This window comes from Pseudonocardia sp. OZ21 (assembly GCF_059359135.1).
The window spans coordinates 38,222-58,793 of the sequence record NZ_JCADBN010000029.1 but is presented as its reverse complement, the minus strand read 5'-3'; the positions used below and the strand labels follow the sequence as shown (position 1 = coordinate 58,793).

The following is a 20,572-nucleotide window of genomic DNA, read 5'->3' as shown; positions in this document are numbered from 1 at the left end:
GGCCCCACCGGATGCATCGGCTTCGGCAGATCCGAGACCCCGTCCCGCATCCGCATCCCGTAACCACCGCAGAACAGGACGACCTTCACGCGACCACCTCGAGCGCCGGAATCGGGAAGACCAGCTGCCCGCCCCACTCTCGGACGTACGACAGCTGGTCGATCAGCTCGTCGCGCAGGTTCCACGGCAGGATCAGGACGTAGTCCGGCCGGTCCTTCGCGATCTGTTCCGGCGGGAGCACCGGAATGCGGGTGCCGGGCGTGAACCGCCCGTGCTTGTACGGGTTGCGATCCACCGTGTACGCGAGCAGGTCGGGGCGGATGCCGCAGTAGTTCAGCAGCGTGTTGCCCTTGCCGGGCGCCCCGTAGCCGACCACCGTCTTGCCGGCCCGGCGCGCCTCGATGAGGAAGGCGACGAGGTCGTCGCGCACCCGCGACACCGCTACGGCGAAGCCGTCGTGGCCCTCGGCCGTGTGGAGCCCCGCCGCCTCCTCGGCGGCGAGCACGGCACGCACCCGCTCGGACGGCTCACCGGCGATCTCGCTGGGCCGGGCCCACATCCGGATCGAGCCGCCGTGGGTGCCGAGAAGCTCGACGTCGACGAGCGTCAGGCCGCCCGACGCGAGCGCGCGCTGGCCGGTGAGCAGCGTGTAGTACTGGAAGTGCTCGTGGTAGATCGTGTCGAACTGGGTGCGCTCCACCAGCGTGAGCAGGTGCTGCACCTCGATCGACACCCAGCCGTCGTCGGCCACCATCGCCCGCAGCCCCTGGGTGAACCCGACGACGTCGGGGATGTGGGCGTAGACGTTGTTCAGGCAGACGAGGTCGGCCCCACCGTGCTCGGCGCGGACGGCGGCGCCGGTCTCCGGGGTGAGGAACGCCGTGAGGGTGGGCACCCCCTTCTCGCGGGCCGCCTCCCCCACGTTGACCGACGGCTCGACGCCCAGGCAGCGGATGCCCCGCTCGACCACGTGCTGGAGCAGGTAGCCGTCGTTGCTCGCCACCTCCACGACGAACGAGTCGGGCCCGAGACCGAGCCGCTCGACGGAGTCGTCGACGAAGCGCTTCGCGTGCTCCACCCAGGAGGTGGAGAACGACGAGAAGTAGGCGTACTCGGTGAAGGTCTCCTCCGGCGTGATCAGCGGAGGTAGCTGCGCGAGCAGGCACTGGTTGCACACCCGGACGTGCAGCGGGTAGGTGACCTCGGGGCCCTCCGCCGCATCGGCCGTGAGGAACAGCTCGCACGGAGGGGTGGCCCCGAGGTCGAGGAAGCTCCTGAGCTCCGCGGATCCGCAGAGCCGGCAGGTGATCAGCGGGGCCGCCGGGGGTGCGTCACCCGCCTGGACCGCGTTCTCGGTCAGCACTGCGGCGCCCCCCCGATCGTGTCGCGCCGGTGACCGTTCTCCAGTCTGCGCACGGGGGTCAGTGTTCCACGAACAGCCCTGCCCTCCCCCGGGGGTGGGTCACCCGCGTGGGCCACTGCAGGTGCCGCCTGCCCCGGGACGGACCCCTTTCAGGGGGCCGTTCAGGGCGTGGCCGCCTCCTGGCTGCTGAGCCGGGCGAGCCGCTTCGGAGTGGGCCAGCGCACGTCGTACGCCCAGCCCAGCTTCTCGAAGATCCAGATCAGCCGGGCGGAGATGTCGATCTGGCCGGGCAGGACGCCGTGCCGTGCGCACGTCGGGTCGGCGTGGTGCAGGTTGTGCCACGACTCGCCCATGGACAGCACCGCGAGCGGCCAGAAGTTGCGCGACCTGTCCCGCGAGCGGAACGGGCGCTTGCCGATCATGTGGCAGATCGAGTTGATCGACCAGGTGACGTGGTTGGAGAGCGCGAGGCGCACCAGGCCGCCCCAGAAGAAGCCGGTGAGCACCCCGACCCACGACCACGAGATGAGCCCTCCGAGCACGGCGGGCAGCAGCAGGCTCACCGCCACCCAGATCCCGAACGTGCGGCTGACCCTGACGATCGCCCTGTCGGCGAGCAGGTCGGGGATGAACCGCCGGTGGTTGGTCTCGTTGCGGTCGAAGAACCAGGTCATGTGGGCGTGCAGGAAGCCCTTGGCCACGGCCGCGGGCGAGGTGCCGAACAGCCACGGGGAGTGCGGGTCGCCCTCGCGGTCGGAGAAGGCGTGGTGGCGGCGGTGGTCGGCCACCCAGTTCAGGACGTTGCCCTGCACGGCCAGCGAGCCCGTGATCGCCAGCGCGACCCGCAGCCACGGCTTGGCCTTGAACGACTTGTGCGTGAAGTGGCGGTGGAAGCCCACCGTGACGCCCAGCACCGCGGGGACGTAGAACACGCCGAGGAGGACGAGGTCGTGCCAGTCCACGCCCCAGCCCCAGGCCAGGGGGACGGCCGCCGCGAGCGCGACCATCGGCATCGCGACGAACACGTAGATCATCGAGTGCTGGAACGCGGTGCGCCGGCCCGAGATCACCGGGTTGGGGTCCGATATCGGCCGACCGGCGTCGGCATCCTCGACGGTGGCGGTCATGGGGCTCCTCGCGGCTGGGGGTTCATGGGGGTGACGGCCGGGCCGACCCGCGCGACGGACCGCGGACCACATCCCGTTCCGGAGGCTAGGTGATCGGGACCGACCACACAGCCCCCGCAACGGGAACAACAGGCGAATCGCCCGGTTCGCCACGCCCTCCCTCGCATACCCGGCCACGGTCCGGCGCAACCCCGTTCGTGCTGCGTGACAGGATGAAGGTCTGTCCGCCGTGGTGTAACGGCAGCACCTCGGATTTTGGTTCCGATGGTCCAGGTTCGAATCCTGGCGGCGGAGCAGCAGGTCAAGGCCCCCATGGAGATCCATACCGGCATCGAGTGAACGCGCTGCGCCTCCGGTGGCCGCGCAACGGAGCCCGTCCGGCTCCGTGCCGGGCAGGGGGGGGAGCAGCCGGCCGAGCGGTTTTCGTCACATCGATGAAATCCGGGCGTCACGGTCCGCGCGAAACGGCACGAACCGGAGCCGGGAGCCCGGTACCGTGCCCGACCCGCGCAGATGTGGTTGCCGGGAAGATCTCGTCTAGGTGCACGACCTCGAAGCGCTCGACGGCACTCCGGTCCTCGACCTCAAACCGGTGCTCCACCCGCTCGACCGCTGAGCCGGGCGCCGGGCACGACACCGGGGCGGCCCCGCCTCAGCAGGACCGCCCCGGATCGTTGATCAGTTACTGGTGTTCGGTCGGCAAGCTCCGCTGAACTCCGTTGTTCGCTCCGCAAGCTCCGCACAGCCTCGGATGCTCGCCTCGCGAGCTTCCGCTAGCGCCCGTTCGGCGGCTGCGGCGGCGGCTCGGGCGGACGCCCGTTCCCCGTGCACCTCATGCTTTCCCCTGTTCGTCGTTCCCCCTCGGATCCCGCGGGTTCGCGGGATCCCCGATCACTCCAGACCGGCGTCCAGAGTGATCGTCGTGCCGGCCAGCGCCTTACTGACCGGGCACCCTTCCTTCGCCGCCTGCGCGGCCTTCTCGAACCCCTCCGCGTCGAGGCCTTCGACCTCGCCGCGGACGGTGAGTGTGATGCCCGTGATCGCGAACCCGCCCTTGGGGTCCGGTCCGAGGGTCACGGCGGCGGTGACGTCCAGCGACTGCGGAGTGCCACCCGCCTGGGCGATGAGCGCGGACAGCTGCATCGCGTAGCAGGACGAGTGCGCTGCCGCGATGAGCTCTTCCGGGCTGGTGGTGCCGCCCGCGTCCTCCGCCGTCCGCTTCGGGAAGCTGACGTCGTAGGTACCGACACCGCTGCTCGTGAGCTCGACCTGCCCGGCTCCCTGTTCCAGGGTGCCGTTCCAGGCCGTGCGGGCGGTGCGAGTGGGCATCTGAGCCTCCGGAGAGCGGGGTTGTGATCTTCCGTCTGGCACAACCCCTGAGACACGAAAACCGTTCACCTGGGAGCGTCCTCTGAGACGACCGGTGGCGGATCGACGGCGAACGGTCTGCCCGCGATCCGGGATTCACCACCGCCGGGGTTGCTTCGCCAACAAGTCGTAGAACGCCGGGACGCCGTTACGCGGATCGACGATCCGCGACGGCGCGACGGAGCGGCTCGGCCCGATCGGCGCAGGTGACGGGGTCGGCCCAGTGGGACTTACGGCGAGGTACCTGCGCACCCCGTAGGATTTCGGGGTCCCCGACGCCGACATCGGCGCGTTCGTATCGCGCCGGCTCGGCCTCGCCGTCCGCTCGCCGAGCTGACCACGAGCAGTAGAACCAGGGAGTGGGCTCCATGGTCGACAGTCACGAGCCCGGATACGCCGGTGACGCCGCGCCCGTCCGGCCGGCCGCCGCGATCGTGCTGGCCGCGGGCGAGGGCACCCGGATGCGCTCGGCACTGCCGAAGGTGCTGCACCCGATCGCCGGCCGCAGCCTCCTCGGCCACGCCGTGCACGCGGTGGCCGCACTGGCTCCCGAGCACCTCGTGGTGGTCGTCGGCCACGGCCGTCGCCAGGTGGGTGACGCCGTCGCCGCACTCGGCGACGAGCTGGCCAGGCCGGTGCTCGCGGCCGTGCAGGAGCAGCGGCTCGGCACCGGGCACGCCGTCCGGTGCGCGCTGGACGTCGTGCCCGCCACGATCACCGGCCCCGTCCTCGTCACCTACGGCGACGTCCCCCTGCTCGAACCGGCGACCCTCGAGGCGCTGCTCGGCGCCCACGCCCGCTCCGGGGCCGCGCTCACGCTGCTCACCACCGAGCTCACCGACCCCACCGGCTACGGCCGCGTGCTGCGCGAGTCCGACGGCACCGTCACCCGGATCGTCGAGGAGGCCGACGCCTCGCCGGAGCAGCGGGCCGTCACCGAGGTCAACTCCGGGGTGTACGCCTTCGACGCCCGGTACCTCATGGCCGCGATCAGCAGGCTGCGCACCACCAACAGCCAGGGTGAGCTGTACCTCACCGACCTCGTCAAGATCGCCCACGACGACGACGTGGACGTGCGCGCCGTCCGCTGCACCGACGGGTGGCAGGTCCGCGGCGTCAACGACCAGGTCCAGCTCGCCGCCATCCGCGCGGAGCTGAACCGGCGGCTGCTCGAGCGCTGGATGCGCAGCGGCGTCACGGTCGTCGACCCGAACACCACCTGGACCGACGTCCAGGTCCGGCTGGCGCCCGACGTCGTGCTGCACCCGGGCACCCAGTTGCACGGCGCCACGTCCGTAGCGGGCGGCGCCGAGGTCGGCCCCGACACCACGCTCACCGACTGCGAGATCGGCGAAGGCGCCAACGTCATCCGGGTGCACGGCACCGGCGCCACCATCGGAGCGGGCGCGTCGGTCGGGCCGTTCGCCTACCTGCGCCCGGGGGCCCGGCTCGGTGAACGCGGCAAGATCGGCACGTTCGTCGAGGTCAAGAACGCCGACATCGGGGCCGGCAGCAAGGTGCCGCACCTCACCTATGTCGGTGACGCCACGATCGGCGAGCAGAGCAACATCGGCGCGTCCTCGGTCTTCGTCAACTACGACGGCGTGCGCAAGCAGCGCAGCGTCATCGGCTCGCACGTCCGGACCGGCTCGGACAACACCTTCGTCGCCCCCGTGCAGATCGGTGACGGTGCCTACACGGGCGCCGGCACCGTCGTCCGCGAGGACGTGCCGCCGGGGGCGCTCGCAGTGTCGGCGGGGGCACAGCGCACGATCGAGGGGTGGGTCGAGAAGAAACGACCCGACACCCCCGCCGCCGAGGCGGCCGCACGAGCGAACGACCCGGCGAACGACGGTCATGGAGGCACACCACGGTGAGCGCGATGTCGGCAACCCCCAAGAAGAACCTCATGCTCTTCTCGGGGAGAGCGCATCCCGAGCTGGCCGAGCAGGTCGCGAAGCACCTGGACGTGACGATCACCCCGCAGTCGGCGTACTCGTTCGCCAACGGGGAGATCTTCGTCCGGTTCGAGGAGTCGGTACGAGGCTGCGACGCGTTCGTCCTGCAGTCGCACTCGGCGCCGATCAACGACCAGATCATGGAACAGCTGATCATGGTCGACGCCCTCAAGCGGGCCTCGGCGAAACGGATCACCGTCGTGATGCCGTTCTGGGGCTACGCCCGCCAGGACAAGAAGCACCGTGGCCGGGAGCCGATCTCGGCCCGTCTCGTCGCCGACATGTTCAAGGTCGCAGGCGCCGACCGGATCATGACCGTCGACCTGCACACCGCGCAGATCCAGGGCTTCTTCGACGGCCCCGTCGACCACCTCTTCGCGCTACCGGTGCTCGCCGAGCACATCAAGCGCACCTATGCCGACCACGAGCTCGCCGTCGTCTCCCCCGACTCCGGCCGGGTCCGCCTGGCCGAGCGCTGGGCCGAGATCCTGGGTGGCACGCCGCTGGCGTTCATCCACAAGACCCGCGACCCGCGCAAGCCGAACGAGGCCGTCGCCAACCGCGTCGTCGGTGAGGTGGACGGCCGCCTCTGCGTCGTGATCGACGACATGATCGACACCGGTGGCACGGTGGCCAAGACCGTCGAGGTGCTCCTCAAGGAGGGTGCCTCCGACGTGGTCGTCGCGGCCACCCACGGGGTGCTCTCGGGACCGGCACCCGAGCGCCTCGCCACCTGCGGGGCCCGCGAGGTGATCTTCACCGACACGCTCCCGATCCCGGACGAGAAGCGGTTCCCGACCATGTCGGTGCTCTCCATCGCGCCGCTGCTGGCCCGCGCCATTCACGAGGTGTTCGACGACGGTTCGGTCACCAGCCTCTTCGACGGCAACGCGTAGGACACCTCCGGGCACGGAGCACTCCGGCGGGTGACCCCCGGACGGGCGAGGGTCTGGCGCAGGCGCCGGTACGCGTCGCGTATCGTCTACGGCAGTTCCGCGGCGAGGGCGGGTGTTGTCTCTAGCCCGCCGTGATCGACGCAGCCCCGGCCCGGCCGGCCTGCCTCGTCGCGCGCGTCCATGTCGCAGCACGCTTTGATCGAGGAGAAGTACCGTGGCCGAGGCCCGTATCGACGCCGAGACCCGCACGGAGTTCGGCAAGGGCGCCGCCCGCCGCACCCGTCGCGCCGGCAAGATCCCCGCTGTGCTCTATGGGCACGGCACCGAACCGCAGCACCTCTCGCTCCCCGAGCTGGAGTTCAAGCGGGTCGTCCGCGAGCAGGGGCGCAACGCTGTCCTCACGCTCAACATCGGCGGCACCCCACAGCTCGCCCTGACCAAGACCGTGGTGTCGCACCCGATCCGGCCGTACATCGAGCACGTCGACCTCCTGGTGATCAGCCGCGGCGAGAAGGTGGCGGTCGAGGTCCAGATCGTCGTCGTCGGTGACGCCGCCCCCGGCACCCTCGTGACGCAGGAGCTCAACGCCATCGAGGTCGAGGCCGACGTCTCGAACATCCCGGAGCAGATCGAGGTGTCCGTCGAGGGCCTCACGGTCGGCACCCAGATCCAGGCTGCTGACGTGCCGCTGCCCGAGGGCACCACGCTGCGCGCCGAGCCCGAGATCCTCGTGGTCAACATCGTCGCCTCCCCGACCGAGGCCCAGATGGAGGCCGAGATCGACGCCGAGGGCGCCGGCGTCGTCGAGGACGCCCCGGAGACCCCGGCCACCACCTCCGAGAACTGACCGTGGCGCCGGGCCCCGCTCTGGTGGTCGGGCTCGGCAACCCGGGCCCGGACTACGCCGAGACCCGGCACAACGTCGGCTTCCGCGTCGTCGAGCTTCTCGCGGCGCGGGCCGGCGGTGGCCGCTTCTCCCGGCACCGCACCAACGCCGACGTGCTCGAGGGCCGGCTCGCCGGCCGGCGGGTCGTGCTCGCCAAGCCGCGCACGTACATGAACGTCTCCGGCGGCCCGGTCGCCGGGCTCGCGAAGTACTTCTCGGTGCCGGTCGAGGATCTCGTCGTCGTCCACGACGACCTCGACCTCGGCTTCGGTGTCGTCCGGCTGAAGCGGGGCGGGGGCGAGGGCGGCCACAACGGGCTGCGCTCCATCAGCTCCGCCGTCGGCACGAAGGACTACCTGCGCGTCCGGTTCGGGATCGGCCGGCCTCCTGGCCGGCAGGACCCGGCCGACTTCGTGCTGAAGCGCTTCTCCGGCTCGGAGAAGAAGGAGCTGGAGTTCGCCGTCGACCTCGCAGCCGACGCTGCCGAGGCCCTGCTCTCCGACGGGCTCGAACCGGCGCAGAACAAGTTCCACGCCCTCTCCGGCTGACCGGCAGCCGCCGCACCGCGGCGCGCGGGCTGCGTCAGACGCGGGCCCGCAGCAGGTCACCCGTGGCGGCCCGGCGCAGCTTCCCCGACGGGGTCTTGGGCAGGATGCCGGGACCGAACACCACGACCTCGGCGGGGCGCACCCCCACCTCGGAGACCACCCGCCGGGTGACGTCCTTGCGGATCACCTGCTCGGCCTCCGGGTCGCCCGCCTTGCGCGACTCGACAACCACGAAGAACGTCTCACGGTGCCGGGCGCCGTCGGTCCCGCTGAGCATCCGGACGGCCACCACGTTGCCTGCGCGCACGTCGGCGGCCTGGGCGGCGGCCCGCTCGATGTCGGTGGGATAGATGTTGCGGCCACCCATGATGATCACGTCCTTGCGACGGCCGCAGACCACCACGGCTCCGTCGACGACGTACCCCTCGTCGCCGGTGTCGAGCCAACCGTCGGCGTCCAGGGTGGAGACCGGCCCGTCGACGGTGAGGTAGCCAGGGGTCACCGACTCGCCGCGCAGCTGCAGCACGCCGACCTCGCGCTCGGCCAGTACCGCGCCGTCGTCACCGACCACCCGGACCTCGATGCCGGGCAGGGGCGGCCCCAGCTTCGGGAAACGGCGGAACGGCCCGTCGCCCGCCGGTACCGCGCGCCGGTGCGACTCGAGCTGCTCGGCGTCGATCCGGTCGACCTCCAGGCCCGTCTCGACCGGCGCGAAGGACACCCCGAGCGCCGTCTCGGCCATCCCGTAGGCGGCGACCACCGACTCCGGCCGCAGGCCGAACCGGCCCCCCGCCGCCGTGAACGCCTCCACGGCGTCCGGATCGATGGGCTCGGCGCCGTTCATGGCGATCCGCAACGACGAGAGGTCCAGCGACCCGTCGTCGGCGCGCGCGAGCTGCCTGCCCAGCACGGCGTAGGCGAAGTTCGGCGCCGCCGTGACGGTGCCGCCGTACTTCGAGATCAGCTCGGCCCACAGCAGCGGGCGGCTGAGGAAGTCGCTGGGGGTGACGCTCACCAGGTCGAGCCCGGTGGTCATCGGCACCGTCAGGAACCCGACCATGCCCATGTCGTGGAACAGCGGGAGCCAGGACACCATCACGTCCCGGTCGATGTCGAGCGCGGACGCCACGACCATCCCGGTGATGTTGGCGTGCAGGTTGCGGTGCGTGATCCGCACCGCCTTGGGCTCCGCAGTGGAGCCGCTGGTGAGCTGCAGCAGCGCGGTGTCGTCCTCGTCGGCCACCGCGGCGTCGGCAGCGATGCCCGCACCGTCCGAGTGGAGGGACTCGATGGTGCGGAACGCGATGCCACGCTCGGAGAGCACCGGTGCGAGCGCGTCGAAGGGGGCACCGAGCAGCACGAGCTTCGCGTCGATCATGCGAAGGACGGACACGGTGTCCTCGGCCCAGGCCGTCAGGTCGGTGCGCGCCGTCGGCTGGTGGAGCATCGTGACGCTGCCACCCGTGAACCACACGGCCTGGGCGACGGGCGCGATCGACGCGGGCTCGCCCGCGAGGATGCCCACCGCTGCGCCCCGGTGCAGTCCGGCCGCGTCAGGGGTGCCGACCTGCAGGGTGGCCGCGATCCGTCGCGCGGAGGCATGCACCTCGGGCCAGCCGCGCCGGACAGCGCCTGCGGGCTCCCCGGTCGTCATCCCCTTCGTGGAACTGGTGGCGGACTCCAACAACATCGCCAGGAACCGGGACATGGTCGGGAGCGTACGGCGAACTCCGCAACCAGGACCATGTGGTCATGACCATCGCCGCCGACCCGGGACCCGCCGGGCGGGAGGTGGCAGGGTGGATCTCGCCCGGGCGCCGGTGCCCGGAAGAGGGGGCGCACAGATGGCGGTCGGGTTTCGGGAGATCACCAGCGGCCTTCGGTTCCCGGAGGGGCCGGTCGCGCTGTCGGACGGCTCGGTGCTCGTCGTGGAGATCCAGCGCGGCACGCTGACGCGGGTCGCCCCTGACGGCACCACCTCCGTGGTGGCCGAGTGCGGGGGCGGTCCGAACGGGGCGGCGGTCGGCCCGGACGGCGCGATCTACGTCTGCAACAACGGCGGTTTCACCTGGGGCACCCGCCGCGGTCTCACGGCCCCCGGGCACCAGCCGTCGGACTACATCGGCGGCCGCATCCAGCGGGTGACCCTCGACGGCGAGGTCACCGACCTCTACACCGAGGTCGACGGGCATCCGCTGCGCGGTCCCAACGACATCGTGTTCGACGCCGACGGCGGCTTCTGGTTCACCGACCTGGGCAAGGTCCGGTCCCGTGAGATCGACCACGGCGGCCTCTACTACGCCACGGCGGACGGGTCGTCGATCGTCGAGGTCGTCCACCCGCTGGTCACCGCGAACGGCGTCGGGCTGTCCCCGGACGGTTCGCGCGTGTACGTGGCGGAGACCTCCACCGGGCGCCTCTGGTACTGGGAGATCGAGGGCCCGGGCCGGGTGCGGCGCGACCCGGACCCACCTCTCGCGCTGCACGGCGGCACGTTGCTGCACGGCTTCCCCGGCTACCAGACGCTCGACTCGCTCGCCGTCGACGCGGCGGGCAACGTCTGCGTGGCCACGCTCTACACCGGCGCGATCAGCGTCGTCTCCCCCGACGGCGCGCTGCTCGAGGTGGTGCGGCCGCCGGAGTACGACATCTGGGTCACGAACATCTGCTTCGGCGGCCCCGACCTGCGCACCGCGTACGTGACGTCGTCCGGTCGCGGCGTGCTGTACGCGGCGGAGTGGGACCGGCCGGGCCTCCCCCTGCAGTTCACGGCATGACCGAGCACGCCGACGACGTCGGGCTGGGCCCGGTGATCGCCGCCCTGACCGCGCCGGGCGCGGAGTTCGAACTGGTCGACGAGGTGGTTCGCGGCGTCCCGATGCGCGTCTACCGGCGCGGGCCCGCCACCCTCCGCGACCTGCTCGCCGGCTCCGCCTCGTTCGGCGACGCGACCTTCTCGGTCTACCGGGACGAGCGGCGCAGCTACGCCGAGCACCTGCGGCTCGTCGCGGGTCTGGCCGCGTGGATGCGCCACGAGCACGGCCTGGAGCCGGGCGACCGCGTCGCCGTCGCGATGCGCAACTACCCGGAGTGGAGCCCGGTGTTCTGGGCCGCCCTGGTCTCCGGCCTGGTCGTCGTGCCGCTCAACGCCTGGTGGACCGGCGCGCAGCTGGCGTGGGCGCTGCGCGACTCGGGCGCCCGGCTGCTCGTCGCCGACGGGCAGCGGGTCCGGGCCCTGGAACAGGCGGACCGGCCGCCGGTCGTCCGGGTTCGTGGGGAGGGCGAGGCACCTGCCGGTGTTCAGGAGTGGGCTGACGTGGTGGCGGGGCTGGACCCGGCCGCCGCGCTGCCCGAGGTCGCGCTGCATCCGGACGACGACGCCACGATCCTCTACACGTCGGGGACCACCGGCCGGTCGAAGGGCGCGGTCGCGAGCCACCGCAACCACTGCACCAACGCGCTGAACGTCGCGCTCCAGGCCCGTGCGTCGGCATGGCTCGCCCACGGCGGGCCGCCCCCCGCCCCGCGGCCGGACGCGGGCAGGCCGGGCACGCTGCTGGCCTACCCGCTGTTCCACATCGCCGGACTCAACTCGCTCTACGGATCGGTGCTCACCGGCGCAAAGCTGGCCACCCTGTACCGGTGGGACGTCGAGGAGGCCCGCGATCTCGTCCGTCGCGAGCGGCTCACCACGGCTGCCGGGGTGCCCACGGTGATGCGGGACGTCGCCGAACTGGCCATCGCCCACCCCGAGGACATGGCCTCGCTCACCCGCATCGGCATGGGCGGGGCCCCGATCCCGCCCGTGCTCGTCACCCGGATCGCCACCGAACTGCGCGGTCGCGTCACGGCCGCCAACGGCTACGGCCTCACCGAGACCACGTCGGCCGTGTGCGCCAACACCGGCCCCGACTACGCCGCACACCCCGACAGCGTCGGGCGTCCCGTACCGGGAGCGGACCTGCGGATCGTCGAGCCCGCATCGGAAGCCGAGGTGCCCGACGGCGAGATCGGCGAGCTGTGGTTCCGCGGTCCGAACATCGTGCGCGGGTACTGGAACAACCCGGAGGCGACGGCGGCGGCGTTCGTCGACGGCTGGTTCCGCACCGGCGACCTGGGCTTCCGCCGGGACGGCTGGGTGCACGTGGTCGACCGCCTGAAGGACGTGATCGTGCGGGGCGGCGAGAACGTCTACTGCGTGGAGGTGGAGGACGTGCTGCACGAACACCCGGCCGTCGCCGAGGCCGCCGTGGTGGGAGTGCCGCACCCGACGCTCGGGGAGGAGGTCACGGCCGTGGTGCGCGCCGCGCCCGGCGCCGACGCGGACACCGCCGCCCTGCTCGCCCACAGCGCGGCCCGGCTCCCCGCGTTCGCGGTGCCGTCGCAGGTGGTCTGGCGAACGGAGCCGCTGCCGCGCACCGCAACGGGAAAGGTGCTGAAGGGCGCGTTGCGTCAGCAACCCGACCGCTGACGCCGACGGCGTCGCGAGCCATCGAGATCGACGTGGGAGTGGTGGTTTTCGGCCGTGACCACGCTGATGTCGACCTCGCCGGGTCCATCCGCCACAACTAGCATCGGACTCCGTGCCCGAGCAGCCTGTAACCCTCCCCGCCACGCCCGTCACCGACGCTGTGACCGCAGCCCTCCCCGGCGCCCGCGCCGACCTGGAGCGCCTGGTCAGCATCCCGAGCATCTGGGCCGATCCGGCCCACGCCGACGACACCCGCCGCAGCGCCGAGGCCGTCGCCGAGCTCGCGAGAGGCGCAGGCGCCGCCGACGTCACGATCATCGCGGCCGACGGTGGCGCGCCCGCCGTCGTCGCGCACTGGCCCGCCCCCGATGGCGCGCCCACCGTGCTGCTCTACGCCCACCACGACGTCCAGCCCACCGGCGGCGACGAGCACTGGACGAGCCCGCCGTTCGAGCCGACCGAGCGGAACGGCCGGCTCTACGGCCGCGGCGCGGCCGACGACAAGGCAGGCGTGATGACCCACCTCGCGGTGCTGCGCGCCTACGACGGCAGGCCGCCGGTCGGGGTCACGTTGTTCATCGAGGGCGAGGAGGAGTCCGGCTCCCCCACGCTGGCCGCGCTGCTGCGCGACCACCATGACCTCCTCACCAGCGACGTGATCGTGATCGCCGACTCCGCCAACCCGGCCGTCGACGTCCCCGCGGTCACCACGAGCCTGCGCGGCCTCGTGGCCGTCACCGTCGAGGTCGCCATGCTCGAGCGGCCCGGCCACTCCGGCATGTACGGCGGCGCGGTCGGCGACGCCCTCACCGCGCTCTGCCACGCGCTCGCCGCGCTGCACGACGAGAACGGCGACGTGGCCGTCCCCGGGCTCGCGCGCGGCAACTCCGAGGCGCCCGACCTCGACGAGGCCACCTTCCGCTCGGACGCCGGGCTGCTCGACGGCGTCGAGCTTCTCGGCACCGGCACCATCCCGGAGCGCCTCTGGCACAAGCCCGCGGTCGCCGTGCTCGGCATCGACGCGCCGCGCGTGGACGACGCGTCCAACGTGCTGCTCCCCCGCGCCCGTGCCTACGTGAGCATGCGGCTCGCGCCGGGGGACGACGCCCTCAAGGCACAGGCGGCGCTGACCGAGCACCTCGAGGCGAACGTGCCGTGGGGCGCGCAGGTCACCATCACACCCGAGGCCGGCATCGCGGAGCCGTACTCGCTGAGCACCACCGGCACCGCCTACAACGCCGCCCGCACCGCCTTCGCGGCGGCGTACGGCAACGAGGTCGTCGAGACCGGCGTCGGCGGCTCGATCCCGTTCATCGCCGAGTTCGCGCGCACCTTCCCCGGCGCCACCGTGCTGGTCACGGGCGTCGGAGACCCGGCGAGCCGCTGGCACGGCATCGACGAGAGCCTGGACCTGACGATGTTCGGCAAGGGGGTGCTCGGCGAGGCCCTCCTGCTGGCCGAGCTCGCCCCCGACACCCCCTGACCGGGAACGAACCAGCCGGAACCGCCCAGGCACACTGATCGGGTGCGGATCACGCTGCTCGGCGCCGTCGAGGTGTGGCCGGGCGGCACCGACCACGGAGGCGATCCGGGGCCGGTGCCGCTCGGCGGCCCGCGCCTGCGCGGGCTGCTGGCCCGGCTCGCGCTCGACGCCGGGCGAGCGGTCGCGGCGAGCGAGCTCGTGGACGACCTGTGGGGTGACACCCCGCCCGACGCGGCGGTCAACGCGCTGCAGGCGCTCGTGTCCCGGCTGCGGCGCGCGATCGGGACCGACCTCGTCGACACCGCGGCCCGCGGCTACCGGCTGCGGGTGCAGCCCGACGCGGTCGACGCGCTGCGGTTCACGGCACTGCTCACGGCGGCGGACGCGGCGGGCGAGGCGGAGGCGCACGCCCTCCTCGGCCAGGCCATCGCGCTGTGGGACGGACCCGCGCTCGCCGACGTTCTCGACCTGCCGTTCGCGCGTCCGGCGGCCCACCGGCTGACCGAGCGCCGCGCCGTGGCCGTCGAACGCCGGGCGCGGCTCGGGCTCCGCCTCGGGAACCCGGCCGCCGAGATCGACGCCCTGCGCGTCCAGCTCGACGCCGCTCCGCTGCGCGAGAGCACCGCGGTGCTGCTGGCCCGCGCGCTGCACGCCGACGGGAGGCAGGCCGACGCCCTCGCCGTGCTGGACGGCACCCGGTCCCGGCTCGCCGACGAGCTGGGCGTCGATCCGGGCGCCGAGCTCGAGGCGGCGCGCCTCGCCGTACTGCGCGGCCACGCCGCTCCGGCGCGGAAATCGCTGGTCACTGCACCACCGCCGCCCGTGCGGACCGCCCCGATCAGCAGCTTCGTCGGCCGGAGCCAGGACGTCGACCGGATCCGCGACCTGCTCGGCACCGCACGGCTGGTCACGCTCACCGGTCCGGGAGGCGCCGGGAAGACGCGGCTCGCGCGGGAGGCCGTCGCCGCTGGTCCCTCCGACTCCATGGTCGCCGAGCTCGCTGCCCTCACCGCCAGGGACCAGCTCCCGGCCGCCGTGCTCACCGCGGTCGGTGGCCCCGAGCTGCAGCTGCGCACGCAGGACGAGGTCGGGCCGCCGACCACGGCCCGGCTCGTGACGGCGCTCGGTGGCCGCGACCTCGTGCTCGTCCTGGACAACTGCGAGCACCTCGTGGACGGCGTGGCCGTACTCGCCGAGACGCTGCTGCACGCGTGCCCGCGGTTGCGGGTGCTCGCCACCAGCCGGGAGCCGCTCGGAGTGTCCGGCGAGGTCCTGCACCCCGTCGAGGCGCTGGCCCCCTCCGACGCCGTCCGGCTCTTCGTCGACCGGGCGATCGCGGTGCGTCCCGGCTTCGACCTGACCCCCGACGTCGAGCAGGCCGTCGTCGAGATCTGCCGCAGGCTCGACGGGCAGCCGCTTCCCATCGAGCTGGCCGCGGCCCGGCTGCGCTCCCTGACGCCTGCGGAGATCGCCGCCAGGCTCGACGACCGGTTCCGGCTGCTCACCTCCGGTTCGCGGACAGCGCTGCCCCGTCACCAGACACTGCGCGCGGTGGTCGACTGGAGCTGGGACCTGCTCAGCGAGCCGGAGCGTGCGGTGGCCCGCAGGCTGGCCGTCTTCGCGGGCGGGGCCACCGTCACCGCGGCCGAGCGGGTCTGCTCCGGGCCGCCCGGCCCTGCTCCGGGCGAGGTGTTCGAGCTGCTCGCGGCGCTCGTCGACAAGTCGCTGCTCGTCGCCGTCCCGCAGAAGGAGGGGAACACGCGCTACCGGATGTTGGAGACGATCCGGGAGTACGCGAGCGAGCGCCTCGACGAGGCGGGCGAGCGCGCCGCAGCGCAGGCGACCCATGCCGCCGTCGTGCTCGAACTGGCGGAGGCCGCCGAGCCCCTCCTGCGCGGCGCCGAGCAGCTCCACTGGCTGGTGCGGCTACGGGCCGAGGCTGACGAGATCGACATCGTGCTGCGCCGGGCCGTGACCGCGGCCGACGCGGCCATCGCCCACCGGCTGGTGGCGGCCATGGCGTGGTCGTGGATCGAACGCGGCCTGTTCGACGAGGTCGAGCGCTGGGTGGAGGCGGTCCAGCTGCTCACCGGCCCGGCCCCGCCCCGCGCCCGGGCCATGACCACCGGGTTCCTCGCGCTGGTCCGGGTGGCCCGTGGCGACCTGCCTGCGGCGGCGCAGGCCGTCGAGACAGCCCTCGCACTCGCCGCCGGGATCCCCCGCCCACTGCCACCCCTGCTGGAGCTGCTCGGACCGGTCTACTCGCTGTTCTCCCGGGCCGACGCCACCGCGATCGAACAGCTCTCCACCACCTCCCCCGATCCGTGGGTGCGCGCCTTCGCACTGCAGATGCGGGCCCAGGTCGCCGAGAACGATGGCCTGCTCGACGACCAGCGCCGGTACGTCCGGGCTGCGCACGAGCTGTTCGTCCGCACGGGAGACCGCTTCGGGCTGGGCATGGTCGTCCACTCGCTGGGCGAGCTGGAGGACGTCGCAGGCGAACACGACGCCGCCGCCCGCGCCTATGAGGAGGCCATCGCGCTGGCGGGCGAGCTGGGCAACGACGACGACCTGCCCCAGTTCATGGCCAGGCGCGCGTCGCTCGCGGCCCGGCGCGGCGACCTCGCCACGGCGCGGGAGCTGCTGCAACAGGCGAGCGCGCTGACGAAGGGGCCGTTCAGCATGGGGGGTCTCCTGTCGATCTCGTTCGCACAGGTGGAGCGGTTGGCAGGTGACCTCGACGCCGCACGGGCCTACCTCGACGGTGCCGCCACCGGACTGGGCCCCAAGGGCCCGGGAGCACCGCAGCGATGGGCGTTTCTCGCGATGACGCGGGCCACCGTCGAGCTCACGGCAGACGACCGACCGGCGGCCAGGGCCGCGCTCTGCGAGGCGGTCGCCGTGGCGGTGGAGAGCCGCGACGGCCCCGTCGCAGCGGCTGTTGCCGAGGTCGCCGCGCAGGTCGTACTGGCCGATGGTGACGCGGAGTGCGCCGGCCTGTTGCTCGGGATCGCGGCCGCTCAGCGCGGGGCGATCGACCGCGGCAACCCCGAGGTGCTGGCCGCGCAGAGCGGCGTCCGTGCCGTGCTGGGCCCGGAGGCCGCGGACCAGCTGATGCGGCGCGGCCGGGAGCTACCGCGTGCCGACGGGCTGGTGGTCCTGAGCGAGGTCGTCACCCGGCCGGCCGAGCTCCGGGGCCTGCCCGCCGTCCTCCCGGAACGCCCGGAGTCCCGGCTCGAGGTCGACGCGCGTCGACCGTGACCGGTGGCCGTCCCGCCACGCCCCCTCGACGTGGCGGAACGGCCCGGTGTCGGTCAGGTCCGTCGCTGGTAGAGCGACACCGCGAGCGGGGCGAAGATCACGACGATGACCGCGGCAGCGACCAGCCCGGCCGTCGCCGGGACCGCGACCGGCCCGCCGATGAGCAGCCCGCGCACGGCGTCCGCGATCTTCGAGACCGGGTTGAGCTCGACGAACCAGCGCAGCCAGGAGGGCATCGTCGAGGCCGGGACGAAGACGTTGCTGCCGAAGGTGAGCGGCAGCATGACCAAGGCGCCGAGTCCCTGCACCGACCGGGGCGCCTTGACCACCATCGCCAGCGCGGTGAACACCCAGCACAGGGCGAAGGCGAACACCATCACGAGGCCGAGCGCGGCCACGACGGCAAGCGGCCCGGTGTCGAACCGGAAACCGAGGATCACGCCGAAGACCAGCATGATCACCCCTGAGGTCAGGTAGCGAACGAGGTCCGCCCCGATCGCGCCCAGCAACGGCGCGGTACGCGAGATCGGCAGGCTGCGGAACCGGTCGAAGATGCCGGTGTGCAGGTCCTCCGCGAGTGCCACACCCGTGCCCGCCGAGGCGAACACGATGGTCTGCACGAGCACGCCGGGCAGTGCGAACTGCAGGTAGGTGCTGGTGTCGCCGGAGATCGCGCCGCCGAAGACGTAGACGAACAGCAGCAGGAAGATGATCGGCTGGAGGGTGACGTCGATCAGCGCCTCCGGTGAGTGGATCGTCTTGACGACACCGCGCCAGGCGAGTGTCACGCCGTGGCGCAGCGCCGACGGGACGTGGCGGACCGGGGTCTCGGCCACGTCGCCACGCTTGTCGGGCCGCGCCGGTCGCGTAGTGGTAGCGGTGGTAGCGGTGCTCATGCCGCCTCCTCGGTGATGGCGGCCGCGTCAGCGGCGGCTCGTCCGGTCAGGGTCAGGAACACGTCGTCGAGGCTGGGCAGCCGCAGACCCAGCTCGGCGACGGTGACGCCGGCCTCGTCGAGCCGCGCTCCGACGCGGTGCAGCAGGCCGGGGTCGCCGGCGGGCACGATGATCTCCCCGCTGGGATCGACGGTGGGCTCCAGGCCGGGGGCCAGCTCCGCGACCAACTCGGTCACGAGAGGCAGGTCGGCCCGGTGCATCGGTCGCACGTGCAAGCGCTGCCCGCCGACCTCCGCCTTCAAGGTGGCCGGCGTGCCCGCGGCAATGACGCGGCCGCGGTCGAGGACGACGAGGTCATCGGCGAGCTGGTCGGCCTCCTCGAGGTACTGCGTGGTCAGCAGCACCGTCACGCCCTCGGCGGCGAGCCCCCGCACGCTGTCCCACACCTCGTTGCGGTGCCGGGGGTCCAGACCGGTGGTCGGCTCGTCGAGGAACAGCACCCGCGGCCTGCCGATCAGGCTCACGGCGAGGTCGAGCCTGCGCCGCATACCGCCCGAGTAGGTGCGGACCCGCCTGCCGGCCGCCTCGATCAGCCCGAACCGCTCCACCAGTTCGGCGGCACGGGCACGGGCGACCCGCCGGGGCAGGTCGAGCAGACGCGCGACCAGCACGAGGTTGTCCGTGCCCGACAGCGCCTCGTCCACCGCGGCGTACTGCCCCGTCAGCCCGATCTGCCTGCGCACGGCGGCCGCCTCGGCGACGACGTCGTGCCCGAGCACACTCGCCCGACCCGCGTCCGGCCGCAGCAGGGTGGACAGCACCCGCACGGTGGTGGTCTTGCCGGAGCCGTTGGGTCCCAGCAGCCCGAGCACACCACCCTGTTTCGCCACGAGGTCGACGCCGGCCAGCGCGGTCGTCTCCCCGAACTTCTTGACCAGGCCCTCGACCCGGATGACGGATTCCATGCCGTGACAGTGCGCCGGGCCGCTGACACACCCCCCACACCACCCTGACGCCCCCCTGACACCCCGCGAGTCGCCCGACCCCCACCCGCGAGTCGCCCGATCCCCACCCGCGAGTCGCCCGATCCCTGCGGCCGTCACGATGATCGTCACGAGATCCGGCTATCCGCCCTCCGAAGGGCCAAGACCCGGATCTCAGATCGATCACCGCCGGCTGAACCCGCGAGTCGCCCGAATCGGGAGCGTGAGTCGCCCCCTCCGCACACGCGGCCCTGCTCGTCACCGAACGACTTCGCCGACGGGGAGGGGACCCGCCGACGGCTCGGTGGGCTGCTCCGGGCCGAGGCCAACCGCCTGCAGGGATCTCGCGGCGGCAGGGCGACTCGCGGCCCGAATCCGGGCGACTCGCGGACGCGAAACGGGCGACTCGCCGGCCGGTTCCGGGCGACTCGCGGACGGAATCCGGGCGACTCGCGGACGGAATCTGGGCGATCAGCGGGCCGGTTTGGGCGACTCGCGCGCCTAAAGCGGGCGACTCGCGCGCGCGAAACGGGCGACTCGCGGGCTCGTTTCGGGCGACTCGCGGGGGTGGGGTGCGCGTCGCGTGGTCACGGTGCGCTGCGGGGGTGCCGACCGGCCCGCCGCCGCCGTCGATCAGCGGTGGGCCGGTCGTGCTGTGCGGTGCTCCCCTCCGGGTCCCCCGACCCGGCCGCACCGCTGTCACGTTAGGACAGACCCACTCCGTGCGGATCGGTCGAAAGGTTGATCCTCATCCCGGGAGCGGTCTCAAGCCGTCACGCACCACGGCGAAGACGCGCCGCCGCAGCCCTGGGTCCGGGTCGGCCCTGACCACCTGCAACAGCCCTTTGAGCAGCGCGATCAGGTCCGGGACGGTGACGTCGCCGCGCACCGCTCCAGCCGCCTGGGCCCGCGCCAGCAGTACCTCGAGCGCACCGTGCAGTTCGGCGACCGCGTCGGCCATCCCGTGCGCCCCGACGCCGCCGAGCGCGTCGGGCAGGTCCCGCTTGCGGTCCGCCTCCTCGGCGAGCCGGGTGAGGAAGCCCTCGAAGGCCGACCCGGGATCGGTGGCACTGGCGTGCGACTGCGCATCCGCCACGAGGTCCTGCACCCGGGCCAGCGATACGGCTTCGAACAGCGCCTCCTTCGTCGGGAAGTGCCGGTAGACCGTGCCCGGGCCGACGCCCGCCGCGGCCGCGATCTCGTCGAGCGGCACGCCGAACCCCCGCTCTCCGAAGGCCGCGTCGGCGGCCGCGAGCACCCGGTCCCGGTTACGGCGGGCGTCCGCGCGCAGTGGTCGTTCAGCCATGACCGCTCACCGCCGGTGGGTAGCGA

General features: G+C 72.8%; 15 protein-coding genes, 1 tRNA gene and 1 pseudogene. 9 read left to right on the top strand and 8 right to left on the bottom strand.

Annotated elements, in window-relative coordinates; genetic code table 11:
- The 3 genes and pseudogenes from AC5L35_RS36215 to AC5L35_RS36205 all read right to left on the bottom strand — a co-directional run.
- Positions 1-89: pseudogene (locus AC5L35_RS36215) on the bottom strand (glucose-1-phosphate cytidylyltransferase); the annotation flags it as partial.
- Positions 86-1,312: a methyltransferase domain-containing protein gene (locus tag AC5L35_RS36210; RefSeq protein WP_495064278.1), complete on the bottom strand. Its 1,227-nt coding sequence runs from the start codon at positions 1,310-1,312 to the stop codon at positions 86-88. The gene AC5L35_RS36210 and the pseudogene AC5L35_RS36215, both read right to left, overlap by 4 nt.
- A gap of 212 nt (positions 1,313-1,524) precedes the next feature.
- The gene (locus AC5L35_RS36205; protein WP_169399319.1) at positions 1,525-2,490 is read right to left on the bottom strand and encodes an acyl-CoA desaturase; all 966 of its coding nucleotides are present in this window, start codon (positions 2,488-2,490) and stop codon (positions 1,525-1,527) included.
- Between the two features lie 223 nt (positions 2,491-2,713).
- Between AC5L35_RS36205 and AC5L35_RS36200 the strand changes: the two genes are divergently transcribed.
- A tRNA-Gln gene (locus AC5L35_RS36200) sits at positions 2,714-2,784 on the top strand.
- 597 nt (positions 2,785-3,381) lie between these two features.
- On the opposite strand, the gene AC5L35_RS36195 is transcribed toward AC5L35_RS36200, so the two are convergent.
- Complete coding sequence (locus tag AC5L35_RS36195) at positions 3,382-3,819, bottom strand: OsmC family protein (RefSeq protein ID WP_495064272.1); 438 nt, start codon at positions 3,817-3,819, stop codon at positions 3,382-3,384.
- A gap of 407 nt (positions 3,820-4,226) precedes the next feature.
- Here AC5L35_RS36195 and glmU point away from each other — a divergent pair, with 407 nt between their 5' ends.
- The 4 genes from glmU to pth all read left to right on the top strand — a co-directional run bounded on the left by glmU (position 4,227) and on the right by pth (position 8,146).
- Positions 4,227-5,735, top strand: coding sequence for a bifunctional UDP-N-acetylglucosamine diphosphorylase/glucosamine-1-phosphate N-acetyltransferase GlmU (gene glmU, locus AC5L35_RS36190; RefSeq protein ID WP_495064271.1), 1,509 nt, complete (start codon positions 4,227-4,229; stop codon positions 5,733-5,735).
- A complete protein-coding gene (locus AC5L35_RS36185; RefSeq protein ID WP_495064270.1) occupies positions 5,732-6,712 on the top strand; it encodes a ribose-phosphate diphosphokinase in 981 nt (326 codons plus the stop codon). The genes glmU and AC5L35_RS36185 overlap by 4 nt, the downstream gene beginning before the upstream one ends.
- A 214-nt stretch (positions 6,713-6,926) precedes the next feature.
- Positions 6,927-7,559, top strand: coding sequence for a 50S ribosomal protein L25/general stress protein Ctc (locus AC5L35_RS36180; protein WP_495064269.1), 633 nt, complete (start codon positions 6,927-6,929; stop codon positions 7,557-7,559).
- Positions 7,556-8,146 (top strand): aminoacyl-tRNA hydrolase, encoded by a 591-nt coding sequence (gene pth / locus AC5L35_RS36175; RefSeq protein WP_495064277.1) that lies wholly within the window; start codon positions 7,556-7,558, stop codon positions 8,144-8,146. The genes AC5L35_RS36180 and pth overlap by 4 nt, the downstream gene beginning before the upstream one ends.
- A gap of 34 nt (positions 8,147-8,180) precedes the next feature.
- On the opposite strand, the gene AC5L35_RS36170 is transcribed toward pth, so the two are convergent.
- Complete coding sequence (locus AC5L35_RS36170; protein WP_495064268.1) at positions 8,181-9,854, bottom strand: fatty acyl-AMP ligase; 1,674 nt, start codon at positions 9,852-9,854, stop codon at positions 8,181-8,183.
- A gap of 136 nt (positions 9,855-9,990) precedes the next feature.
- On the opposite strand from AC5L35_RS36170, the gene AC5L35_RS36165 reads away from it, so the two are divergent.
- The 4 genes from AC5L35_RS36165 (at position 9,991) to AC5L35_RS36150 (ending at position 17,361) form a co-directional block, all read left to right on the top strand.
- Positions 9,991-10,923 carry an SMP-30/gluconolactonase/LRE family protein gene (locus tag AC5L35_RS36165; protein ID WP_495064267.1) on the top strand — a complete coding sequence of 311 codons (933 nt, stop codon included), beginning with the start codon at positions 9,991-9,993 and terminating at the stop codon, positions 10,921-10,923.
- The gene (locus AC5L35_RS36160; RefSeq protein ID WP_495064266.1) at positions 10,920-12,617 is read left to right on the top strand and encodes a class I adenylate-forming enzyme family protein; all 1,698 of its coding nucleotides are present in this window, start codon (positions 10,920-10,922) and stop codon (positions 12,615-12,617) included. Before AC5L35_RS36165 ends, AC5L35_RS36160 begins: the two co-directional genes overlap by 4 nt.
- Positions 12,618-12,729: 112 nt before the next feature.
- The gene (locus AC5L35_RS36155) at positions 12,730-14,100 is read left to right on the top strand and encodes a dipeptidase (RefSeq protein WP_495064265.1); all 1,371 of its coding nucleotides are present in this window, start codon (positions 12,730-12,732) and stop codon (positions 14,098-14,100) included.
- Positions 14,101-14,142: 42 nt separating this feature from the next.
- Positions 14,143-17,361, top strand: a complete 3,219-nt coding sequence (locus AC5L35_RS36150; protein WP_495064264.1) for an AfsR/SARP family transcriptional regulator — start codon at positions 14,143-14,145, stop codon at positions 17,359-17,361.
- A 53-nt stretch (positions 17,362-17,414) separates the two neighbouring features.
- On the opposite strand, the gene AC5L35_RS36145 is transcribed toward AC5L35_RS36150, so the two are convergent.
- The 3 genes from AC5L35_RS36145 to AC5L35_RS36135 form a co-directional block, all read right to left on the bottom strand.
- Positions 17,415-18,257: an ABC transporter permease gene (locus tag AC5L35_RS36145; protein ID WP_495064263.1), complete on the bottom strand. Its 843-nt coding sequence runs from the start codon at positions 18,255-18,257 to the stop codon at positions 17,415-17,417.
- Complete coding sequence (locus tag AC5L35_RS36140; RefSeq protein ID WP_495064262.1) at positions 18,254-19,222, bottom strand: ATP-binding cassette domain-containing protein; 969 nt, start codon at positions 19,220-19,222, stop codon at positions 18,254-18,256. Before AC5L35_RS36140 ends, AC5L35_RS36145 begins: the two co-directional genes overlap by 4 nt.
- A gap of 766 nt (positions 19,223-19,988) precedes the next feature.
- Positions 19,989-20,546 (bottom strand): TetR/AcrR family transcriptional regulator, encoded by a 558-nt coding sequence (locus AC5L35_RS36135; protein ID WP_495064261.1) that lies wholly within the window; start codon positions 20,544-20,546, stop codon positions 19,989-19,991.
- Positions 20,547-20,572 lie beyond the last annotated feature (26 nt).

Bases quoted from the DNA above. Each gene is read 5' to 3' on its own strand.
- AC5L35_RS36205 (WP_169399319.1), bottom strand. From the start codon at position 2,490: ATGACCGCCACCGTCGAGGATGCCGACGCCGGTCGGCCGATATCGGAC.
- AC5L35_RS36195 (WP_495064272.1), bottom strand. From the start codon at position 3,819: ATGCCCACTCGCACCGCCCGCACGGCCTGGAACGGCACCCTGGAACAG.
- AC5L35_RS36145 (WP_495064263.1), bottom strand. From the start codon at position 18,257: ATGAGCACCGCTACCACCGCTACCACTACGCGACCGGCGCGGCCCGAC.
- AC5L35_RS36170 (WP_495064268.1), bottom strand. From the start codon at position 9,854: ATGTCCCGGTTCCTGGCGATGTTGTTGGAGTCCGCCACCAGTTCCACG.
- glmU (WP_495064271.1), top strand. From the start codon at position 4,227: ATGGTCGACAGTCACGAGCCCGGATACGCCGGTGACGCCGCGCCCGTC.
- AC5L35_RS36140 (WP_495064262.1), bottom strand. From the start codon at position 19,222: ATGGAATCCGTCATCCGGGTCGAGGGCCTGGTCAAGAAGTTCGGGGAG.
- AC5L35_RS36135 (WP_495064261.1), bottom strand. From the start codon at position 20,546: ATGGCTGAACGACCACTGCGCGCGGACGCCCGCCGTAACCGGGACCGG.
- AC5L35_RS36165 (WP_495064267.1), top strand. From the start codon at position 9,991: ATGGCGGTCGGGTTTCGGGAGATCACCAGCGGCCTTCGGTTCCCGGAG.
- AC5L35_RS36160 (WP_495064266.1), top strand. From the start codon at position 10,920: ATGACCGAGCACGCCGACGACGTCGGGCTGGGCCCGGTGATCGCCGCC.